Annotated in this window: 20 protein-coding genes; 9 read left to right on the forward strand and 11 right to left on the reverse strand. The window is 65.2% G+C overall.

Annotated elements, in window-relative coordinates; all coding sequences use genetic code 11:
* The first annotated feature begins 140 nt into the window (after positions 1–140).
* Both ACFW6D_RS02145 and ACFW6D_RS02150 read left to right on the forward strand, forming a co-directional pair.
* Positions 141–986 carry an SGNH/GDSL hydrolase family protein gene (locus tag ACFW6D_RS02145; protein WP_379323857.1) on the forward strand — a complete coding sequence of 282 codons (846 nt, stop codon included), beginning with the start codon at positions 141–143 and terminating at the stop codon, positions 984–986.
* 38 nt (positions 987–1,024) lie between these two features.
* Positions 1,025–1,942 (forward strand): LLM class F420-dependent oxidoreductase, encoded by a 918-nt coding sequence (locus ACFW6D_RS02150; RefSeq protein ID WP_379323859.1) that lies wholly within the window; start codon positions 1,025–1,027, stop codon positions 1,940–1,942.
* Positions 1,943–2,014: 72 nt separating this feature from the next.
* On the opposite strand, the gene ACFW6D_RS02155 is transcribed toward ACFW6D_RS02150, so the two are convergent.
* The 5 genes from ACFW6D_RS02155 to ACFW6D_RS02175 all read right to left on the reverse strand — a co-directional run bounded on the left by ACFW6D_RS02155 (position 2,015) and on the right by ACFW6D_RS02175 (position 6,444).
* On the reverse strand, positions 2,015–2,668 hold the full coding sequence (locus ACFW6D_RS02155) for a hypothetical protein (protein WP_379323861.1): 654 nt from the start codon (positions 2,666–2,668) through the stop codon (positions 2,015–2,017).
* A 180-nt stretch (positions 2,669–2,848) separates the two neighbouring features.
* On the reverse strand, positions 2,849–3,391 hold the full coding sequence (locus tag ACFW6D_RS02160) for an ATP/GTP-binding protein (RefSeq protein WP_379323862.1): 543 nt from the start codon (positions 3,389–3,391) through the stop codon (positions 2,849–2,851).
* Entirely contained in the window at positions 3,372–3,755 is a 384-nt protein-coding gene (locus ACFW6D_RS02165; protein ID WP_379323864.1) for a DUF742 domain-containing protein, read from the reverse strand. Before ACFW6D_RS02165 ends, ACFW6D_RS02160 begins: the two co-directional genes overlap by 20 nt.
* A gap of 2 nt (positions 3,756–3,757) precedes the next feature.
* A complete protein-coding gene (locus ACFW6D_RS02170) occupies positions 3,758–4,183 on the reverse strand; it encodes a roadblock/LC7 domain-containing protein (RefSeq protein ID WP_379323866.1) in 426 nt (141 codons plus the stop codon).
* 2 nt (positions 4,184–4,185) lie between these two features.
* Positions 4,186–6,444, reverse strand: a complete 2,259-nt coding sequence (locus tag ACFW6D_RS02175) for an ATP-binding protein (protein ID WP_379323868.1) — start codon at positions 6,442–6,444, stop codon at positions 4,186–4,188.
* 182 nt (positions 6,445–6,626) lie between these two features.
* Between ACFW6D_RS02175 and ACFW6D_RS02180 the strand changes: the two genes are divergently transcribed.
* Positions 6,627–8,840, forward strand: a complete 2,214-nt coding sequence (locus ACFW6D_RS02180) for a LuxR C-terminal-related transcriptional regulator (RefSeq protein ID WP_379323870.1) — start codon at positions 6,627–6,629, stop codon at positions 8,838–8,840.
* An 8-nt stretch (positions 8,841–8,848) separates the two neighbouring features.
* On the opposite strand, the gene ACFW6D_RS02185 is transcribed toward ACFW6D_RS02180, so the two are convergent.
* Positions 8,849–9,454, reverse strand: a complete 606-nt coding sequence (locus tag ACFW6D_RS02185) for a transglutaminase family protein (RefSeq protein ID WP_379323872.1) — start codon at positions 9,452–9,454, stop codon at positions 8,849–8,851.
* 280 nt (positions 9,455–9,734) lie between these two features.
* On the opposite strand from ACFW6D_RS02185, the gene ACFW6D_RS02190 reads away from it, so the two are divergent.
* Positions 9,735–10,817, forward strand: a complete 1,083-nt coding sequence (locus ACFW6D_RS02190) for a PucR family transcriptional regulator (RefSeq protein ID WP_379323874.1) — start codon at positions 9,735–9,737, stop codon at positions 10,815–10,817.
* 75 nt (positions 10,818–10,892) lie between these two features.
* On the opposite strand, the gene ACFW6D_RS02195 is transcribed toward ACFW6D_RS02190, so the two are convergent.
* Positions 10,893–12,377, reverse strand: a complete 1,485-nt coding sequence (locus ACFW6D_RS02195; RefSeq protein WP_379323876.1) for a hypothetical protein — start codon at positions 12,375–12,377, stop codon at positions 10,893–10,895.
* Between the two features lie 181 nt (positions 12,378–12,558).
* Between ACFW6D_RS02195 and ACFW6D_RS02200 the strand changes: the two genes are divergently transcribed.
* Complete coding sequence (locus tag ACFW6D_RS02200) at positions 12,559–13,128, forward strand: hypothetical protein (protein WP_379323878.1); 570 nt, start codon at positions 12,559–12,561, stop codon at positions 13,126–13,128.
* Positions 13,129–13,422: 294 nt separating this feature from the next.
* Here the strand turns inward: ACFW6D_RS02200 and ACFW6D_RS02205 are convergent, their stop codons facing one another.
* Positions 13,423–14,571: an MFS transporter gene (locus ACFW6D_RS02205; RefSeq protein ID WP_379323880.1), complete on the reverse strand. Its 1,149-nt coding sequence runs from the start codon at positions 14,569–14,571 to the stop codon at positions 13,423–13,425.
* 121 nt (positions 14,572–14,692) lie between these two features.
* On the opposite strand from ACFW6D_RS02205, the gene ACFW6D_RS02210 reads away from it, so the two are divergent.
* From ACFW6D_RS02210 to ACFW6D_RS02220, 3 genes are read left to right on the forward strand one after another with little or no spacing between them, the layout of a single operon-like run.
* A complete protein-coding gene (locus ACFW6D_RS02210) occupies positions 14,693–14,962 on the forward strand; it encodes a LysR family transcriptional regulator (RefSeq protein WP_379323882.1) in 270 nt (89 codons plus the stop codon).
* Positions 14,959–15,960, forward strand: a complete 1,002-nt coding sequence (locus ACFW6D_RS02215; protein ID WP_379323884.1) for a LysR substrate-binding domain-containing protein — start codon at positions 14,959–14,961, stop codon at positions 15,958–15,960. Before ACFW6D_RS02210 ends, ACFW6D_RS02215 begins: the two co-directional genes overlap by 4 nt.
* 6 nt (positions 15,961–15,966) lie before the next feature.
* On the forward strand, positions 15,967–17,367 hold the full coding sequence (locus ACFW6D_RS02220; RefSeq protein ID WP_379323886.1) for a DoxX family protein: 1,401 nt from the start codon (positions 15,967–15,969) through the stop codon (positions 17,365–17,367).
* A gap of 22 nt (positions 17,368–17,389) precedes the next feature.
* Here ACFW6D_RS02220 and ACFW6D_RS02225 read toward each other — a convergent pair whose 3' ends face one another.
* The 3 genes from ACFW6D_RS02225 to ACFW6D_RS02235 all read right to left on the reverse strand — a co-directional run bounded on the left by ACFW6D_RS02225 (position 17,390) and on the right by ACFW6D_RS02235 (position 19,841).
* Positions 17,390–17,695, reverse strand: coding sequence for a hypothetical protein (locus tag ACFW6D_RS02225; RefSeq protein ID WP_379323888.1), 306 nt, complete (start codon positions 17,693–17,695; stop codon positions 17,390–17,392).
* Between the two features lie 323 nt (positions 17,696–18,018).
* Positions 18,019–19,290: a glycosyltransferase 87 family protein gene (locus ACFW6D_RS02230; RefSeq protein WP_379323890.1), complete on the reverse strand. Its 1,272-nt coding sequence runs from the start codon at positions 19,288–19,290 to the stop codon at positions 18,019–18,021.
* A gap of 119 nt (positions 19,291–19,409) precedes the next feature.
* Positions 19,410–19,841, reverse strand: a complete 432-nt coding sequence (locus tag ACFW6D_RS02235; protein ID WP_379323892.1) for a MarR family winged helix-turn-helix transcriptional regulator — start codon at positions 19,839–19,841, stop codon at positions 19,410–19,412.
* 58 nt (positions 19,842–19,899) lie between these two features.
* On the opposite strand from ACFW6D_RS02235, the gene ACFW6D_RS02240 reads away from it, so the two are divergent.
* Positions 19,900–20,919 carry a hypothetical protein gene (locus ACFW6D_RS02240; RefSeq protein WP_379323894.1) on the forward strand — a complete coding sequence of 340 codons (1,020 nt, stop codon included), beginning with the start codon at positions 19,900–19,902 and terminating at the stop codon, positions 20,917–20,919.
* The last annotated feature ends 104 nt before the right edge of the window (positions 20,920–21,023 follow it).

Consider the following 21,023-nt stretch of genomic DNA (forward strand, 5'->3'; position numbering starts at 1 on the left):
CGGTGGCCCGGCGCGGCTGTACCGCGCAGGTGATGCCGGTCCGCAGGCGTAATCGGTCATCCCGACGAAAGTTCGGGGATAGAATTCCAGGGAACCGCATCGGATATTTCGGCGGCCAGTCGATATTACGGGGGGTCGTGATGAAACGCTTTCTGCTGCTACTCATTTCAGCCATTGCGTGGCTGACAGCGGTTCCGGGGGTCGCCGACGGGTCGCCGATCCGCTATGTCGCGCTGGGCGATTCGTACAGTTCCGCGCCGGGGATGCTGACCCCGGTTCCCGGCAGTCCACTGCTGTGCACGCGATCGAGGTTCAACTACCCGAATGTGCTGGCGGCGGCCACCGGATGGGAGTTGGTCGATCGCAGTTGCGCCTCGGCGATGACTGAACACATGACAACGGCCCAATATCCCGATCAGCCACCGCAATTCGATGCACTCGATGCGGGGACGCAGATTGTCACCTATCAAGCGGGCGGTGACGACAACGGAATGTTCCAGACGTTGGTGTTGTCCTGTGTGGGGCTCAATATCGCCAACGCGTTCAATATCGGCGCGCCCTGCCGGGATACCTACGGCAGTAGGTTCAGTGACGAAATCGCCGCGGGGGCACCGAAGATCGGGGCGACCATCGCCGAGATCCATACCAGGGCGCCGAACGCGCAGGTCTATGTTCTCGGTTATCCGGCCGTGCTGCCCGAGACCGGAAGTTGCTGGCCGCAGGTGCCGTTGAGCGACGGGGATGTCGCCTATACGCGCGACATCGAGAAGCACCTCAACGCGGTGCTGCGCGAGCAGGCAGCGGCCAACGGCGCGACCTACATCGACCTCTACACCCCGACCCTCGGGCACGACACCTGTCAGGATGCGGCCATTCGCTGGGTCGAGCCGCCGATCCCCAGCCATCTCAACGCCAACCCCGTGCATCCCAACGCCACCGGTCAGGTCGTCACTGCGGACATCGTGCGGGCGGTGATCGGCCGGTAGACGTGCCCGGATTCACCGCATCGGGCACGATGGTGATCATGGACCTCCGCATCTTCACCGAGCCCCAGCAGGGCGCCGACTACGACACGTTGCTGTCGGTGGCGCGCGCCACCGAGGACCTCGGCTTCGACGCGTTCTTCCGTTCCGACCACTACCTCGCCATGGGCGATGCCTCCGGCCTGCCCGGTCCGACCGACGCCTGGATCACCCTGGCGGGGCTGGCCAGGGACACCTCCCGGATCCGGCTGGGCACCCTGGTCACCGCCGCGACCTTCCGACTGCCCGGGCCACTGGCCATCCAGATCGCCCAGGTGGATCAGATGTCGGGCGGGCGGGTCGAACTCGGTCTCGGCAGTGGCTGGTTCGCCGCCGAACACACGGCCTACGGAATCCCGTTCCCGGACAACCGGTTCAGCCTCCTCGAGGAGCAACTCGCCATCGTCACCGGCCTCTGGGAGACCGAACCCGGGGCAACATTCAGTTTCGACGGCACCCACTATCAGCTCACCGACTCCCCCGCCCTGCCCAAGCCCGTGCAGGATCCGGTGCCGGTGATCATCGGCGGCAACGGCAAGGTCCGCACCCCACGCCTGGCCGCCCGCTACGCCACCGAGTTCAACATGCCGTTCGCCTCGGTCGCCGACAGCGCCGCCCAGTTCGACCGAGTACGCGCCGCTGTCCGCACGGCCGGGCGCACCGACGAACTGATCTACTCCAACGCCCTGGTCGCGTGTGTCGGGCGCACCGACGCCGAGGTGGCACGCCGGGCCGCCGCGATCGGCCGCGAAGTCGACGAGCTGAAGGAAAACGGCCTGGCCGGTTCGCCCGCCGAGGTCGTCGACAAGATCGCCCGCTACCGCGAGATCGGCGCGACCCGGATCTACCTGCAGATCCTCGACCTGGCCGACCTCGATCACCTGGAACTCATCGCCACCCAGGTGCAATCACAGCTCTGAGTTCAGCGGGGCGGCCCGGTCCGCAACCGTGACAACATCCCCTCCACGACCTGGCGGTTGTTGGAGAAGTTACTAACCGTCGAGCAGGACGGGCAGTTCGTTCATGGCCGCGAAGCTGATGGAATTGAGATATGCGATGACCTGGCTCGCCTGCTCACTCTCGGGGATCGCGAGGTCCAAGAGGGGGCCGGCTTCCTCGTCGAGGATGATGAGGCGAAAGGAGATGGCGAGCAGCTTCGCCAAGGACCATTCGAAGCCCTGGCCGATGAACAGCATCTCGAAAACCTGGTCACCGGTGAGCATTTCACCAGTCGGCCATTGCCGGACAGGGGCCACTGGGGACTCGAAGAAGGTCCGGCTCGCCGCCCGCACCTCGGCCGCCTGACTACCGTCCCAGCCGAAATAGTCCCACCCAGCTTTGAATTCGGTACCCGCGCCCGGGGCGGTGAGGTCATCGGGCAACATCGACAGCAGCATTTCCTCGGTTGCGAGGTCGAGGGGATAGTTGACCCGGCCGTAGCAGCCGAAGCCGCTGTGTCCGTCGTTGTTGGCTGGGCAGGCCAGGCAATCGTCGACGAAGGCGTCGAGCTGGGCCGCTTGCTCGAGTGCTTTGGTGACGCTCGACCTGACCTTCACCGCGCCGGTCGGGCGTGTCACCACATTGCTGAAAGTCAGTCTGCGCCACCGCCTTCCGACGTTGTGCTGCTGATCGTCAAGCGTAACCATCGCCGCACCTCGCAGGATGAGCAGTTCGAGGATCTTTCCGGTGCCAAGCGCCTGCTTCGGCCGACACGGCAGGTCAACTACGTAATCTAAAGCCACGCCGTCACCCTAACCAGCAATCGCGACCGACGCGGCCCTCACGGTCGAATGGCTGAAGCTGTTGGGAGACATGACCTCGGCCGCTCACGGCTGCGACATGGCGTGGGTGAGCAGGTTGACCAGTACATGTTTGGTCGACTCGAGGTCGCGCACATCGCACAGCAGGATCGGCACTGTCGGGGTCAGGTCGAGTGCGGTGCGCACGGCCTCGACGGTGTAGAGCTGCACACCGTCGAAACAGTTCACCCCGACGATGAACGGGATGCCGCGACGTTCGAAGAAATCGATCGCCGCGAAGCACCCGTCGAGGCGACGCGTGTCGGCGAGTACGACCGCGCCGAGCGCACCTTCGGTCATCTCGTTCCACATGAACCAGAACCGCTGCTGCCCCGGCATTCCGAACAGATACAGCACCAGATCCTCGGCGATCGTGATGCGTCCGAAGTCGAGGGCGACACCGGCCGCGGTCATGGTCTCCTCGGTGCGCAGCGGCGTGACCTCGCTGATCGTGGCGACCAGGGTTGTTTTACCCACACCGAAACCACCGGAGATCAGGATCTTCAACGTGGTGGCGTCGAGCGAGACCTCGGGCGGGTGCGCCCTGGCCTCAGAGAGCCCGGATACCATCGATCACCCTCTGCATTGTGTGGACGTCGGGCCGACCGGCCCGCGTTGCGCCGGTGCGGTAGAGCATCAGTTGTTGATGGATCAGATCACCGAGCAGCACCTTGACCACCCGCAACGGCAGGTGAACTCCGGCGGCAGCCTCGGCGACCGACAGCGGATGTTCGCAGAATCTCAGCAATTGCGCCGAGGCGGAGTCGACCCGGTGCCAACTCGACGAGTCGGCCGCGGTGACGACCAGGGTCACCAGATCCAGTTCGATGCCCGAGTTGGAGCGGGTGCGTCCGCCGGTGAAGGTGTAAGGCCGCGCGACCGGGCCCGCCGCGTCGTCGAACCACCACCGCTCGTTGTCGTCGTCGAGCGTCATCGCTACCCCTGCGTACGCTGTCCGCCACCGACCGGTGCGGTCCGCGCCTCCACGGACAGATGCGGCCCTGCTTGCAGGACAACATGATTCATCTCGTAGGCGACCAGTCCGAGGTCGGCGTCCTCGTCGGCGATCAACACCAGACTCGCCCGCGGGCCCGCCTCGGTGACCAGCAGATACGCCCGGCCGAGTTCGACCACGGTCTGTCTGGCGGGTCCAAGGTCGAAATGGTTGCCGACGCCGGTGGCCAGGCTCCGGTAGGCCGAACCGATCGCCGACAGGTGCTCGGCATCGGCCCGTGCCAGGCCGGTACTGCCTGCGATCAGCAGGCCGTCGGTCGCCAACAGTACTGCGCTGCGCACGCTCGCGACACGGTTGACCAGGTCGTCTATCAGCCAGTCGAGGCCTGCGTTCGTTGCGTTCTGCACTGCTACCACTCCGCTCCGTTGATCGAGAATTCGCCCGTGTTCGCCTCGGTCCTGGCCCGTGCTGTGCCGCGCTGGAAGGCGGAAAGCGCTGCGCTGGAACGCTCCACGTTCGGCGTGCTGCCCGCACTCGGCGTCGGCTCCTGCCGCAGCTGCGGGGCGATATCGCTTTGACGAACGCGGGTCGGCAACGGCGGAGGTTCGGCGTCGACCGGCCCGCGCGGCTGGTAACCATCCGGTTCGGCGCGGTAGGTGACAGGCTCCGGTGCGGCATGCTGCGCGGACGCACCGGGCATGAACGCTTCATACCCGTTCGGGACGTACTCGGGAATGCCAGTGGGCTCGGTTGGCGCGGGCGCGGGTTGCTCAGGTGCGGGGTGCTCGGGTGCGGCGATCAGCGCCGAGGGCAACAGGACGATCGCGTGGATGCCACCGTAAGCGGACTCCCGAAGAGTCACCCGCGCACCGTGTTTGGCTGCCAGCGTGGCCACCACATAGAGGCCGACCCTGGTTTCGCCGACCAGCGACAGCACACCGATATCACCTGGCTCGCTGAGTAATTCGTTGAGCTCGGCGCACCGTTCGGCGGACATTCCCAAGCCTTGGTCCTCGACTTCGACCACGATGCCGCGGCCCGTGATCGCCGAACGCACGTAGACCTTGGCCTGCGGCGGGGAGAACGCGGTGCCGTTGTCGACGAGCTCGGCCAGCAGGTGACCGATGTCGGCGACGCACGAACCATTGAGGGCGACATCAGGAACGGGGCCGGTGTCGACGCGGGTGTAGTCCTTGGTCTCCGACACCGCGCCGCGCAACACATCCGCCAGTGGCACCGGTCGACGCCACTGCCTGCCGACCGATTCGCCGCCGAGAATGATCAGGTTCTCGGCGTTGCGGCGGGCACGGGTGGTCAGGTGATCGAGTTGGAACAACCGGTCGACCAACTCGGGATTGTCCTCGGACCGTTCGATCTGATCGAGGAACTGCAGTTGCCGGTGCACCAGCGCCTGACTGCGGTGCGCGATGTTCAGGAAGACGGTGCCCGCGGCGCGCCTGGTGTGCACCTCGGCGACAGCCGCCGCGGTCGCACTGCTCTGCGCCTTGTCGAACGCGCGCGCGACCTCGCCGAGCTCGTCGGTGCCGAAATCGATACGGGCAACAGGGTTCTCGAGCTCGGCTGATTCGCCAGCGTTGACCTGTGCCAGCACCTGCGGCAATTCGCGCTCGGTGATGTCGAGGGTCTGGGTGCGCAGGGCGGTGATGCGGCGAACGAGTCGGTTCGCGCCGACGTAGGCGGCGAGCGCGGCGCCCAGCGCGGCCAGCGCGACCACGACAGCCGCGGCGAGTGACCATCGGAGTGCGTCGCGGCCCTCCGCGCGGACGACGGTGGAGCTGTGGTCGGCTTGGCCGATGTAGATCGCCGACAGTGCGCCGCTCACTGCCTCGGCGGCCTTGCTCCGGGCGGCGAAGTCGAATGGCTCATCAGCGATCAGAGCGGCGTCGCCCGCGATCAGGGTCGCCCACTCCGGCGACTCGCGCAGCTGGGTGAACGCCGCCCGCGAGGCATCGGTCCAGTTCGCCATCAACTCGTGCTGATCGACATGGTAGAGGCCGACCATCGCACCGAATTGGGTGCGGAGTTCGGGGTCGTCATGGGTGAAGACGTAGCCGGCCAGCGCATTGGCCCGGTTGACCGCCTCGAGCAGAACGAAGGTGTCGGAAGTGACGACCTGCTCGAACGCGGCCGCCGCGCTGTTGGACGCGTACGACAGCCGCTTCGAACTCACCGCGATGGTGTCGAAGATGTTGTTGTACAGGGCGACGTAGCGCCCGACATCGGCCTGGCCCGCGTCGACCTGTGCGCGGGCATCCTGCCACTGTGGGATGAACGCGATCGCGAGATCGATCTGCGGCTGGATCTGGGGAACCGACTCGAGGATCTCGTCGGCGTAAGCCATGAAATCGACGGTGGACCTGTCGACCGCGGCCCGTGCGGCCAGCATCGCGGGCCGCAGGTCCTCGCGGCCCGCGAGATAGCCCAGCGTCGTCGCACGCTCGACCGAGAGCGCCTTGATGTGCGCGCTCGTCGCGCCCATTCCCGTGTCACGCTGATCGGCGTAGGACAGCGACGCCAGGCCGCTTCGCACCAGATAACCGCTGACCAGCGCCCCGAGGACGACCGCGACGAGACACGGAAGGAAGGCGATCCGAAGCAGGCGACCCTTGATCGAGTTCGATCGAGCGCGCAGATACCGTCTCGTCATGCGCAACACCGCGCCTTTCCACTCCGCGACCCGAACGTCGGCCGCCTGTCGCGCAACCTGCCAGTTTCCGGCGAGGCTGGACGCGACTTCGCCAGACGTTAGCCGACCGAGTTGTGGCACAGGATCAGTAGAATTACGTATCTGCTGTGTCCGACAACCAATCAACCCAGATACTGAGCCTCGTGATACGTGACGAAGTCGCCAACGTCGGTGACGTAACTTCCTTCGTGGGTCGGCGTTCCGAAACCACCGAGATCACACGATTGTTCGACCGTGCTCGATCGGTCACCCTGACCGGTCCCGGCGGGGTCGGGAAGACGCGCCTGGCCCTGCGGATCGCCGCCACGCTCGACCAGCGATTCCCCGACGGTGTGGTGATCATCGAACTGGCCGAACTACGTGATGCGGCGCTGCTGGAAGACGTACTGATCGAGGCGCTCGGCTTGCATCGCCGGTCCACCGAGTCCGCGATGAATGTGCTGGTCGAGCACCTGCGGGCGCGCAAGATCCTGTTGGTTTTCGATAATTGCGAACACCTTGCCGCCGGTTGCGCAGCGTTGTTCGCCGTTTTGCTCAACCGTTGCACCACGCTCACACTGCTGGCTACCAGTCGGCAGGCGCTGTCGGTGCGGGGCGAACACGTCTACCCTGTGCCGCCCTTGCAGCCAACCGATGCGCACCGGCTGTTCACCGATCGGGCCGCGGCGGTGGTGCCGGGTTTCACCGAGTCGGGCGATGATGTGGCGCAGGTGTGCGAACGTCTCGACGGTCTGCCGCTGGCCATCGAACTGGCGGCCGCCCGCATCAAGGCGTTGACGCCCGCGCAGCTGCGCGATCGGCTCACCATGTCGATGTTGACCGACCATGTCGCCGACACGACGCCGCGGCACCGCACCCTGCGCGACACTATCGAGTGGAGCTTTCGGCTCTGCGCACCGAGCGAGCAGAACCTGTGGGCACTGTCCACCGTGTTCCATGGTTCGTTCGACCTGGAGGCCGCCGAATACGTCTGCGGTAGCGCAGCAGGGGGCCCGGTCCTCGATCTCATCGAGGGGTTGCTCGACAAATCGGTGCTGGTGCGCGGCGATTCGAACGGCATCGTGCGGTACCGGATGCTGGAAACACTGCGTGAGTACGGGCGCGAGAAGCTCATCGGGTCCGGCGAGGAATCGACAGCGCTTCGCCGCCACCGTGATTGGTTCGATCGACTCAGCGCTCAGGCCGACGCCGAAGCTGTCAGCCCGCGTCAACGGGAGTGGTACGGGCGGCTGCGCGACGAGCACGCCAATATTCGTGAGGCCATCGCGTGGTCGTTGACCGTGCCCGGCGAAGCGGGCGTCGCCGTGCGGATGGCGGCCCGCTCCGAGGAGTATTGGGTCATGCGGGGTTCGCTCGGCGAGGCCCGGGATCGGTTGCGGCGGGCCTGCGCCGCCGCCCGTGCCGAAGACGTCGACGGCGCGGCGATCGCGTTCGCGCTGCGCACCGAGGCGATGTTCGCGATCTGGCAGTCCGATCTCGTCGCGGCGCGCGAGCTGTTGACCGAGGCGCGCGCACTCGCGGGCACCGACGAGATTCTGGGCGCCCAGATCGGGCACACGGAAGGATTCCTGGAACTGCTGTTGATGAATGTCGACGGTGCGGCCACGTTGATCTCCGACGCCGTCGCCACGTTCGACCGGCACGCCCGTCTGCCCGAACCGCATCTGCTCTTTCTCGATGGGGTCATCAAGTCGTACAGCAGCGGCCTCGCCACCGCACGCGCCGCGGTCCAACGGAACCTGGATGTCTGCACCGGTGCTCGCGCCGAGTTCAGTCTCATCGGCGCACTGTTCGGGCAAGCGTTGGTGGAGGTGCAGTTCGGCGATGTGGAGGTGGCGTTGCGCGCGGCCACGACGGGATTGCGCATGGCCGAGGGATTCCGGTTCGAACGCGTCGCGATGGCCGCCTATCTCGTCGAGGCGCTGGCCTGGATCGCCCACCAGCAGGGCGATCTGACGCGTGCCGCGACGGTATTCGGCATCGCGGCGACCGGGTGGCAGGACCTGGGCGCTTCGCCCGATATCGCGGTCAACTTCATTCACCAACATCGCCGGGATACGACCCGAAAGGCCTTGGGCAGCAAGCGATTCGATGAATTGTGGCTGCGCGGTAAGGACATGTCGATCGCCGAGGCGTGGAAGTTCATGCTCGAACCTCGCGACGAGCCGGGACCGCTGACCCGACGCGAGAACGAGATCGCGGCACTGGTCGCGCAGGGCAAGAGCAATCGCGACATCGCCGCCGAGCTGGTGGTCTCGGTCCGCACCGTCGACACCCACATCCAGCACATTCTGGACAAACTGGCCGCGAAAAGCCGTGTGCAGATCGCGAACTGGATGAACGAGACCCGGACATAGGGCCGGTCTCAGTTGTCCAATGCGGTGGGGAGGCCGGTGTCGTAGATCGACAGCACATCCGAGATACCGCTGAGGGTTTTCACCACGGACTCGGCCGGAGACACCAGCACCTGCGGGTAGTCGATCTCGCCGAGACCGGGATCGGCCGGCCAAGCCAGCCGTTCCCCGGCCAGCGAGAACTCGGCCATCACACCCTCCTTGTTGCCCCGCGGGTCCTGACGATGCCACCGGCCGTCCAGATACACGGCCACCAAACCGTGCAGGACGTGACCGTCACCGTGCGAAAGGCGCTGGTAGCAGAGCCCGGTGGGGATGCCGCCAACCCGCAGCAGGGCGGTGAGGAGATGGGACTTCGCGTAGCAGAGGCCGACCCGCTCCCGCAGCACCTCACCGGCGGTCAGGGTCACGCGGGAGTCCTGAACGTCGAACGAGTGGGCGACCTCATCTCGCACCCAGTCGAAGGCGGCCCGGGCGAACTCGGTGTCATCGGACGTACGTCGCCGCAGGTCGTGGGCGAGCGAGACCACTGCCTCGTCGTCGAGTTGGATGATGGTGTCGCCGTGCAGGTAGGCCGCTGGATGCTGAGCCTGGGGAACGAAGGATTGTCCGGTCACACCGGACAATCTAGCGGCAGGAACTCTGGATCCGCGACGACAATATGTCGAGGGCGATGCCGCTCCCTGGAACGGTGTCCCGCGACAGAGATGGCGGGACACCAACTTCCCGTGACCCCAGATTTGGCACTGGTTACAACGTAGGTCGAATGAATTCGTCCCGCAGTCGAGTGACTGAGCAGACCGTTCGGTTCAGACTTTCCTGACCACCGTCCTACAGCACAGTGAATTGTGGGCGTGGGATCAGATGGGAATGACTGGTTATGCGGAAGAGTTCGCTATGAGTGTCACTCGGGTCGAGTCGATTGTCGACGGAATTCTGCGCACTATTCCGCCCCGAAATGCCCAGGGCAATGTCTTGCGGGACGAGATAGCCGGCGTTGTCGCGGAGTGTCTGGAACTGGTCGGTGGTGCGCGGGAATGCGATGCCAGGGCAGCACTTCACCCTGCCGCCGCACGATGGGCAGCTACCGGCGTACCGATCGAGACCGTCCATCGGCTCATCCAGGCGGGATTCCGACTCCACCTGGACGAGCACAGCGCGAAATCCGCGTCGCACACAGTCGAGCACCTCATAGATGCCATGCAAACGATCAACGCGACGGTCTCGACGGCGTACCTCGAGGTGACCCAGTCAGCCACTCAGCACAATGGACAGCAGGCGGTCACTCGTGCCCTGCTCAGCGGGCGTCACGCAGCCATGGTCGCGCGGGAATGGGGCACGCCACTGAGCGAGCGGTACACGGTGCTGTCGGTGTCCGCCGACCGAGATGCGTTCTCCCTCAGTCACTTCCTGGACATGCTGGTCCTGCGGTTCGGGCCGTCGGTGTCTGCGCTGCACAGTGCCCTCGGGGGAACCATCTTGCTGCAAGGCTCCCCCGACCTCGAAGAATTCCGTGACCTGGTCGTGCAGACAGCACTGACGGTCATCGCGATCGAGGCAGCGCGAGACCACATTCCCTCGGCTGCCGCGGACGGACACGAATTGCTCGACGTAGTACGCAGACTCCATCGACCGCCAGATCTCTACCATTTCGACGACCTCGCTATCGAATACCAACTGACACGCCCCGGACCGGGACGCGACCGCCTCGAAACGGCCCTCGACGCAGTCGCCGAACAACCCGAACTGATCAGCACACTGCGCGCGCATCTCGACAACGGTTTGAATCGTCGACTCACCGCGCGTGATATGCACATCCATCAGAACACCGTCGACTATCGACTCAAACGGATCTACCGCCTCGCCGGACTCCATCCGCACGACCCGGGTCTCATCTGGAAAATGCGAGCAGCGCTCACCGTGCACGAGTACATGCAGGCGGGAAATACTGGCACGAGCCCACTTTCCGGTAAGCCGTGATGCTCAGTGGGCGGTTCCGCGTTCGGGTGGCTGTGCCCGGGCTTCAACAGCACAGCGGACGCGCGGTGGGGGAAATCACCGCGCCGCGCTGACATCGTCGAAATCTGTCAGCGCGACTGCCAGATCTAGATTGTCCACAGCTCGCAGCGCGCCGACAGCGGGCGGACGCAGGCCTATCGCGCGGCAAGCACTCAACATGCCGATGTGCACTGCCCATGTCACCAAGGGCGATTCGGTCAGCACCGACAGCACGGGTTGGATGCGATTGCCCAGTTGGGACACCGCCTCGGCACGGATGCTCTCGCGAGAGTCCGTACGTACCAACTCGATCAGTCGGTCGTCGAGTTCACCCGATGCCGTGTGAGCGGCGCAGGTGGCCAGCGCCTCATAGCCGCGAGTACCGGCGAGCTCGCCGGAGTCGACGAGATCCCATGTGAACGCGGCGATCTCGTGAGATCGTGGCACGAACCGAAGGTAGTACACGGCGGACTTGCGGACACCCACCTCCGGATCGTGGGCGAGGGCGAACAGCAGATCCACCTCATGCCAGGTCGAGAGCACAGCGCAGCTCGATGCCCGTACCTCCGGGTCCGAATGGGCGGACAGAAAAGTTGCGATGCCGAAGCGGTCGGCAGCAGGCACACCGATCCAGTGGTAGCGGCGCAACGCGTCCAGTTTCGGCGCCCACGGGCCGTCGAGGTCGGAATAGACGGAGAAGATCTCCGCCGCCGCCGGCACGGTCAGCTCGGACCTGTCGGCTGCCGACGCCACCCCCGAAGTCGGAGCATCGAACTCGTGCGGGCCGAGCAGGTCCGCGACGGGTGCGAGCCAGCGGGGAACCGACAGCTGCTCGCGCTGGAAGTAGTAGAGCAGGTCATCCTTCGAATCCCTGGCAGCGACAGCTCTTTCACCATCACCCTGAGAGATCTCGTGCAGCAGTCGCAGCGTGGCCCGGCTGCGGTAGCAGCGCAGCGTGGCAATCGCAGCGCAGGCGACACCGGTGTCGGGGTCGTCGGCGGCGCGGTGCAGTGCCTGTTCCGCTGCCACCGGTTCCTCCCAGTACAGAACGTCGGCCGCGGTCCGGCGCACCCCCGGATCGGGGTGGTCGAGGCCCTGGATCTTGTACTGCTGCCAACGCGGTTCCTCGAAGCCGAATTCGATTCCGGTCAGTGCGTGCCGGTGTAGCGGGTGGTGCGGATCGCGCGCCACCGGTTCGAGCAGATCGGCCTCACTTCGCTCGGCTTGCCGCAACAAACAGCCGCGGACCAAGTCGTCACCGGCGTCCCACCAGGCGCGCCATTGCGCACCCTCCGGACACATCGCCGCGTTCTCCAACACCCGCAACGCACTGTGCCGCACCCCGGTCGGCCGGTCCCGATCGCGGCCGATCGCGGCCAACGGCGCAACCGCCCGCACATCACCCAGCCGCCCCAGCACATCGCAGATTTCTTCCCGCTCCGCCGCCGTGGCATCAGGATCGGCCAACACCCGAATCAGCGCAAAGGTCGCCGACCGATCTTGCTGCTCGGCAACGCGCCTGTACTCCCCCGCCACGCTCACCCGCCCATCATGCCTGCCACATCAGCGAGAGCGACTCGATGCGGCCTACCGGACGAAATGCCTTGGCGCTCAATGATGTCGGTGTCCGGCTCTACACTCCTGACTGCGCGTTTCGGTCGTGGCGGAGTCGATCACGGTGGCTGCGACTGGGTCGAGACTTGATCACCGAGGAGAAACCTTGATGACGAATGAGGTTCGGCCGCTGCTGTATCTCGATGTCGACGGACCGCTGAACCCGTTCGGGGCGAAGCCGGCGAAGCGGCCCGTCGGGTACGAAACGCACCGTTTCATGCCGCCGGTCTGGGTCGCGCGGCACGGCGAAAACCCAGTGCGGCGCGTGAAACCGCTACGGGTGTGGTTGAACCGGACGCATGGTCCCGCGCTTGTCGCGCTGGCGGAGTATTACGAGCTGTGGTGGGCGACGACATGGGAACACGACGCCAATACCTACATCGGACCCGCGATCGGATTGCCGGAACTGCCTGTCGTCGAATGGATTCCCGGCCACCGACGCGGACCGGAGGGCACCTTCTGGAAGACAGCTCAACTGGTCGAGCATGCCGCGGGTCGGCCGTTCGCGTGGGTCGACGACGACATCACGACACCGGACCGGCGATACACCAACACCCATCACGGCGCCGCCGCCCTGCTGCGGTTCGTTCATCCGGCACTCGGCTTGCTCGGCGACGACTTCACAACCCTCAAGACGTGGGCCGAAGCGAGTATCGACAAGGTGATTTCGGCGGAGTAACCGACCATCCCGACTGGTGAGTCCGCGAGCCCGGCAGACGATCGACGCCAGCAACTGTTCAGGGCTGGTTCTCAGCGTTTCCCACGGCGACGGACCAGCGCCATGGTGATCACCACCGTTAGGGACAGGCACCGTCGCGCTGCAACTCGCGCGGTCCGCGCTGGATGGATCCGCTGCTCGTGCGGGTGGGGCTACGTTGCGGAATGCAACCTGGACCGAGTCGAATCGCAGGACCGGCCGCAACTACCCGGCCAGCGCGGCAACCTCCTCGCCGAACTGGCCGCCGCGTCGATGTCAGCTCGCGAGCCGAACCGTCTCACGGCTCCAGGCGGCGACGCTGACGGCGATGCCGAGGACCGTGATCGCGGCGGCGACCGGGTACACGGCGCGCAGTCCGGCGGTGTCGATCACGTGTCCGCCGAACCAGCCGGCGAAGGCTGCGGCGAGCTGGTATGCCGAGGCGTTGACCGCGATCGCCAGCGTCGGGGCCTGCGCCGCGGTGCTCAGGACGCGTGCCTGCATTCCCGGAATGACCGAGAAGCCGAGCGCTCCCACCAGGAACACCATCACGGCGATGAGCACAGTGCTGTCGCTGACCGCCCACATCAGCAGCAGCGCGCACGCCAGCAGTGTGAGCAGACCGAGCTGCGCCCTCTTCGGCGAGCGGTCGGACAGTCGGCCGCCGATGACGTTACCTACGGTGGCGCCGAGGCCGTAGACGAGGAGCATCACCGCCACAGCGCCGGAGGCGAATCCCGCGATGTCGGTCAGCAGCGAGGCGAAATAGACGAACACCATCAGCACGCCCGCGCTCCCGGTCGCCGTGACGGCAATGGCCAACTGAACGTTGCGATCGCCGAACACCCGCAGTTCCGACCACGCCGAACCACCGGAGTTCGCCACCTCGGGAACCAACCGAACGACCAGCACCAAGCCGAGCGCGCAGACCGCCGCGATCGCGAAAAATGGGGTACGCCAGTCGAACTGATCACCGAGGAGGGTCCCGATCGGTGCACCCAGCACCATCGCGATGTTCATCCCGAACACCAGCTTCGACACTGTCGACGCCTGTTTGTCCGGCGGCGAGGTCGACGTCGCGATAACGATCGCGTTCGCGAAGAACGTGGAGGTGACCAGCGCGGTGACAACGCGGGCGACGAAGAGGATCTCGTAGGACGGCGCCATCGCGGAGGCGATATTGCCTGCCACCGCGATCACCAGCAGCACACTGATCAACGGCTTGCGCGGGTAGCGCGCCGTGAGCGCGGTGAGGATCGGCCCGCCGAAGATCATGCCGACGGCATAGGCGGTCACCAACAGGCCGGCCGCCGGAATCGAGACGTCGAGGTCGGCCGCGACGTCGGGCAGGATTCCGGCGATGACGAACTCACCGGTGGTGATACCGAAAACGCACAACACGAGTGCGGCAAGACTTGCGCGCATTTTTACCATCTCTGTGAGTTATGAGGAGCGGAAACGAACCGCCTTCACGTTGCCACCCCGGGGTGATGCCTCACAACTGCGCAACTATCGGAATCTCACCCTCATCGATAGAGTATGAGTTATGGACGAGAAGGGTCTGAATTTGCACGGAGACGACCCCACACCCCACCAACTTCGCTTGCTGCTGATTCTCGCCGAGGAGTTGCACTTCGGACGTGCCGCGAGGCGCGCATATCTGACTCAGCCCGCACTCAGTCAGCAAATCCGCACGATGGAACAAAGATTGGGCGTTCAACTCTTCGACCGAACCAGCAGACGAGTAGAACTCACGCCGGTCGCGCTCGAGTTGGTGCCACTTGCCCGTTCGGTCTTGGATGCCACGGAAAGTTGAGAGAAATCGCCTTTCGTGCTTCGAGTCAGGCGGCGATATTGCGGATCGGTTTATGCGAGAGCTTCACGACAATTGGTCAGACGCGCCGGATCATCGACGGCGTATCTGCACGCTTTCCTGAACTGGGACCCCGAGTGCAGGTGATCGACACATTCGCCGAGCAGTTGGTCGCGCTGGAGCGCGGTGAAATTCACGCGGCATTCGTGCATTTGCCGGTTCCGTCGCATTTTCACGCTGTTCCACTCGTGGACGAGCGCCGGGTCGCGTGTCTGGCCGCCACGGATCCGCTGGCGCAACGAAAGTCGTTGCGCCTGGCTGATCTCGCACAGCACGAGGTTGTGACGATGGTGCCGGAGTCGTTTCCGGAGGGTCGTGCTCCCCAACTGCACATTCGGCATCGTGTGGCCATCGAGCGAGAAGGACGCGCCCCGTATGACTGGCCTACGAGAGGTAGTCGCCACAGTCGTCGGGAACACGGCAGCTATGTGACAGACCGGACGCCGACGGATCAGTTCGGCCGTTCGCTGCCGGCCCACCTCTGCTTCGTGTCGGCGAACTGCAACGTTGCCGACATCAGCAGAGGTGGGCCGCAGCCTGTGCTGTTCGCCCGTAGGTCAGCCGTGCCGGTGACGGTGGCGGTGCCTGTGGCGGTGGTCGCGGTGGCGCCTGTCGGGGTCCTCGCCGGTGCACTTCGAGTCGTCGGCCTTGCCCTTGCCTTTGCTCCCGTCCTTGCACTGACCGTCTTTGTCGGCCTGCGTCAGAACCGGGTCAGCAGCACGTGCGGGGCTTGTCAGCATCGGTGCCACCTCGACGACTGTCGACAAGAGCGCAGCCGACAGTGCCGTTCCACTGATGAGTACTGCCAGTTTCATGCGAGATTTCGGAGTTCGGGGCATGCGGATCTCCTCAGCGTAGGAATGAATCGAACGCATCCTCATCGTCGGCTATTGTACGGCAATCAAGATCAACTACCGTGCTCCGAGACACCGTCGAGGTGAAGCGAAATGCCACGCACGAGCAGCACGCCGGTACAGCCCCACTACAGCGTCACGGCCGTTGTCCAACAATCGAAAGCACTCCGACCGCGACGGGTCGAAGATGCCGACGACGTGCGGGATCGGGTGGTCTCCGCACACTGGAGCCTGCCCACCCGCGTCGCGTTTCGGTTCTGCTTCCTGTACTTCGGGCTCTATTGCCTGCTGTATCCGCAGCTGCTCACGGATCTCGCCGGATGGCTCGTGCCCGGGCGGTCCGCGCGCCTGGACCCACCGATCTGGCAACTGCAACTGCTGCAGCCGTTTCTGCAATGGGTGGGGTGGCAGGTGTTCGGGGTCACCGACGTTCCCTTGGTGACGACCGGCGGCCGCGATCACCTCATATTCTGGGTACTGCTCTTCTGCATCTCGGTGGTCAGCCTGGTCGGCACTGCGGTGTGGACGCTGCTGGACCGACGGTATGCGCATCGGCAGCTGGCAGGTTGGTTCTTCGTGTTCATCCGGCTGTGTGTCGCCGGGGCGATGATGAATTACGGTCTGGCGAAACTGATTCCGACGCAGATGCCCGCGCCGACGCTACCGACGCTGCTCACACCGTATGGGGACTTCACGCGGTTGGATGTGCTGTGGAATCAGGTCGGCGTCTCATTGCCCTACGAGGTACTGCTTGGCGCCGCCGAGGTGCTGGGCGCGATACTGCTGTTCATCCCACGGACCAGGATCGCGGGCGCCCTCTTGGTCATGGTGGACATGTCCATGGTGTTCGTGATGGATTTGTGTTTCGGCGTGTACGTCCGGACCTTGTCCGGTCACCTGCTGTTGATGTCGCTGCTGCTGTTGGCACCCGAGGCACAGCGTTTGATGAATGTACTGTTCCTCGATCGGCCTACCGACGTCTCGACCGCACCATATCCGTTCCACACCAGGCGATCCCAGCGGATCGCCGCGGGCGCGCAGGTGCTGCTCGGCATCTGGGTCGCCACCGCTTTCCTGCCCGTGAGCATCGACTATTGGCGCGCGCAACATCCACCGAAGTCACCGGTTCACGGCATCTGGACGGTCACGGAGTTCACCCGGGAAGGAGTCGACGTCCCGCCGTTGACAACCGACCGGACCCGTTGGCGACGACTGGTTTTCGATGAGCCCGGCTGGGCAACGTATCAGCGCATGGACGACAGCTTCGTCGATGTACAGGCCACGATCGACACCGCGGCTCACCGCATCGAACTGGCCGATACCGGGTCGAAACCACTGGCATCGTTCACCTTCCAGAAAGAAGGCGCCGACCATCTGCGCCTCAACGGCTCATTGGACGGCAGCCTTGTCACTATGACGCTCGACCGGGTCGACCTGAGCGAGTTCCCCTTGCACAACCACCGGTTCCAGTGGGTGGAGCCCGACGATTCATGACCGGTTCACCGGTACCGCAGGTTCAGGAGACGATGAGTCTGCGCTGGCGGCGCTGGTAGGACAGGGGGCTCATGGTGATCAGGTCGCATCGGGTTCGGACCCACGCCGGGTTGTTCTGGATGTGTCGATAAGTGGGGGTGATGGCCACGGCGATCTCGTGGGTGTCTATGTAGGCGAGTAGCGACTCCAGGTCCACGTCGGGTTCGACGATCGTGTGGACGATCTGGAGGTGATGGGCTGTGGCGATGTCGCGCGCCGCAGCGCGGGCGGCACACAGGATGCCGACGAGTTGCAGCCGGTCGACGACGAAGACGGCACTGTCGTTCATCCGATCCTCCTCGGAAGTCACCGCCGAGTAGGCCGAGTAACACCGGAACTTCCACGTGGCGGGTGCAATCCAGTTAACGCCGCTGAAGCCCTCCGAGAACCTTTCTCTGTAAATTACACAGGTCCCGAGATCTCACCGTTGATAATTGTCCAGAAATCACCTCGGGAACGGTGGAAAATTGCGCTGACCACCGCTTCGCGTCCGCAGCTGACCGAAATACCCACCCTCAATTCATTATTCATCGGCACAGCACAATGCGGCTCTACTCATGATTGCGACCAACTCGAATCCGCCCGCTACGCAATCCGAGCTGGATCCATCGCTCAAGCGGCGCGTGCGGGTTCCTCGACTGCGGTCGGCGCCGTTACTACGGGCGTGGTTCGGCGACCGGTTACGAGGAACAGCACGACGAGTGCGACAGCCAGCCATACATATGTGTCGCCGATGATGTGTTGGTCCCAGGTCCAGGAGGTCTCGCGGTGTTCGCCGTCGGGCAGGAAACTGTGCGGGGCGATCACGAAGACCGCGGCGACCACGACGGAGGTGGCGTACCAGCCTCGGGCGCTGCTCGCGGGCAGGGTGCGGGCGTGGCAGAACATGGCGAGCAGTGCGGGGGCGATCCAGACCCAGTGGTGCGACCACGAGATCGGTGACAGCAGCAGGGTGAAGACCGCGTTGAGAGACAGGGCGATCGCGGGGGCGTCGGCGGCCTTGCGCATCGCGGCTACGACGAGGACCAGCAGGAGGGCGCCGAGTACCAGCCACAGCACGTCGAAGGGCAGGCCGGTGATGTGCAGGCGGGCCATGACGGCCTGGATCGACTGGTTCGTGTGGAAGGCCGAACCGCTGAGGCCGGAGACATTGCCGAGCCCGCCGAACCAGTAGTTGGTCGATTCCTTGGGCAGGAACACGAACGAGGCCACGGTCGCAATCGCGCCGGTGGCAGCGGCGGTCGCGGCGGCCTTGTAGTCCTTGCGGACCAGGAAGTAGAGGACGAACGCGGCGGGCGTGAGCTTGATGGCGGCAGCCAGGCCGATCAGCATGCCGCGGGGGTAGCGGGTCTTCGGGAGCAGGCAGTCGGTGGCGACCAGCACCATCAGCAGGAGGTTGACCTGGCCGAAGTCGATGGTCGCGCGGATCGGTTCCAGCAGCATCGCCATGGGGATCGCGCAGGCGGTGACCAGCAGGGCGGCTTGCTTGCGGTCGGTGTGGTAGCGGCGGGCGACCAGGTACAGGGTCCAGGAGAGGGCGGCGATCGACACCACTACGTAGAGGACCTTCGCCGTAGCCCACGGCAGCAGCGCGAACGGCGCCAGCGCGATGGCCGCGAACGGCGGGTAGATGAACGGCAGACCGATGCCGATCGAGGTCTTGGGCAGCTGGCCGTACATGTCGGCGCCGTCGCGCATCGCCTCGATGCCGAGGCGGTAGACCTGCAGGTCGATGAAGCCGTCGGAATAGCGTTCAAAGGGCCAGATCGGCGTCCTGACGCAGACGACCGAAACAATGGTGAGCAACACCGGCACCAGCCACCATGCTCGATTGATCGGGCGTGGGGAACGCTCTTGCTCGGGGTGGGTGGTGTCACTACTCATCCGCGGCGACTATACCGACTCGCGTGCGTCATCGGGGCACCACCCACCGGCGGGAGTGACGCGCGCAATAGCCAGCCGGATGCCCACCGCGAGACTACTCGCGTGAAATGCGGGGTCGGTCAGTCGCCGCGGTTGTAGCGGGCCAGGTAACCGGCCATGGCGGTGACGTCCTCGTCGGCCCAGTCGGCGAAACGCGCCTGGAAGGCCTCGCGGCGGCGGCGTTCGGCCTCTCGGGCGACCTTTCGCCCCTCGGGGGTGGCCTGCAGGACGTGATTGCGGCGGTTGGCGGGGTCGACGGCACGCTCGAGGTAGCCGAGCTGCTCGAGCGCGCCAACTTGCCTGCTGACTGTCGACTTGTCGAGCAGGAACTGCTCGGCGACATCGGTGGCCAGACAGCCGTCGCGCTCGAGGATCAGGTCGAGAATGCTGTAGGCGACCAGGCTCAGCTCGGGGTGCAGTTCGGCGGCGCGGCCGCGGGCGCGACGGGCGAACGCGGTGAGTTCGCGCTGGATGGTGTCGACAGCCTGGGTTCTTGTGTTCCGCACGCTCATAGTTGTATCATACAACCATACATAGTTGCATTTACCAACCGTTTGGAGATTTCCCTCGATGACTCGCACCCAGTTCCGGCACATCGCCGGTCATCTGCTGACACCGCTGCTGATGTGTCTCGGCATGGCCTTCGCCTACCTCGGCGCGTTCCACCAGCCCGAGCCGAACAATCTCACGCTCGCTGTCGTCGGCGACTCACCGCAGTCGATGGTGCTGGCGCAGACAATGAAGGACAAGGGCGGCGCCGGCCTGGACATGATCACTGTGCCCAACCGCGAGGCAGCCATCAGCGCGCTGAACAACCGCGAGCTCGTCGGCGCCTATGTGCCCGACGCGACCAAGCCGGAACTGCTCGTCGCGACGGCGAGCTCCGACACCAGTGCGATGGCCGCGGAGGTGGCCTTCCGGTCGGTGTCGGATCATCAGGGTGTGCCGCTGGTGGTCACCGATGTGACGACCAAGGCCGGCGGTGACCCGACGGGGCAGGGCATCTTCTTCCTGTTGGTCGCGTTGAGCGTCGGCGCGTACGGCAGCGTCGCGGTGATCGGTGCGGCGGGCGCGATGTTGCGGATGCGGGTGCGCGCGGCGGTCGGGGTGGTGACGGCGATGATCGTCAGCCTCATCGGCGTTCTCGTGGCGGGTCCGGTGTTCGGGGTGATCGACGGCAACCTCGCGAGCGTGTTCGGCATCGCCTGGCTCTACGCCTCGGGCATCATCCTGATCGGCATCGGCCTGCACACGTTCCTGAAGCGCTGGACCACGCTGGCCCTGATCACCCTGTTCGTGATGCTGAACTTCACCACCTCCGGTGGCGTCTACGGACCGGAACTGCAGAACGGCTTCTTCGGTGCGCTGCACTCGTTCTGGAACGGCGCCGACTTCGTCGAAGGCGTGCGCAGCCTGCTCTACTTCGACGGTGGCGCCGGATTCGGTTCCCGCCTGTTCGGGCTGTTCGCCTGGCTGACGGTCGGTGTGGTGCTCGTCGTGGTGGCGGGTCGGTACGAGGCGCGCCACGCGCCCGAGCCGATCGCGCCCGCCGCGGTCGAGGAGGAGATCGGCGAATCGGTCGCCGTCTGAGCGCGGACGCGCGAATCCGCCACGGCCCCACGTAGACACGAGTACGGTGTAGCGCGCAACCGCGGACCGTGCGGCACCGCGAGGGGGCGTGACAGCGGAAAGGG

Origin of the sequence: Nocardia sp. NPDC058705, assembly GCF_042749305.1 — a bacterium.
Taxonomy (GTDB): domain Bacteria; phylum Actinomycetota; class Actinomycetes; order Mycobacteriales; family Mycobacteriaceae; genus Nocardia.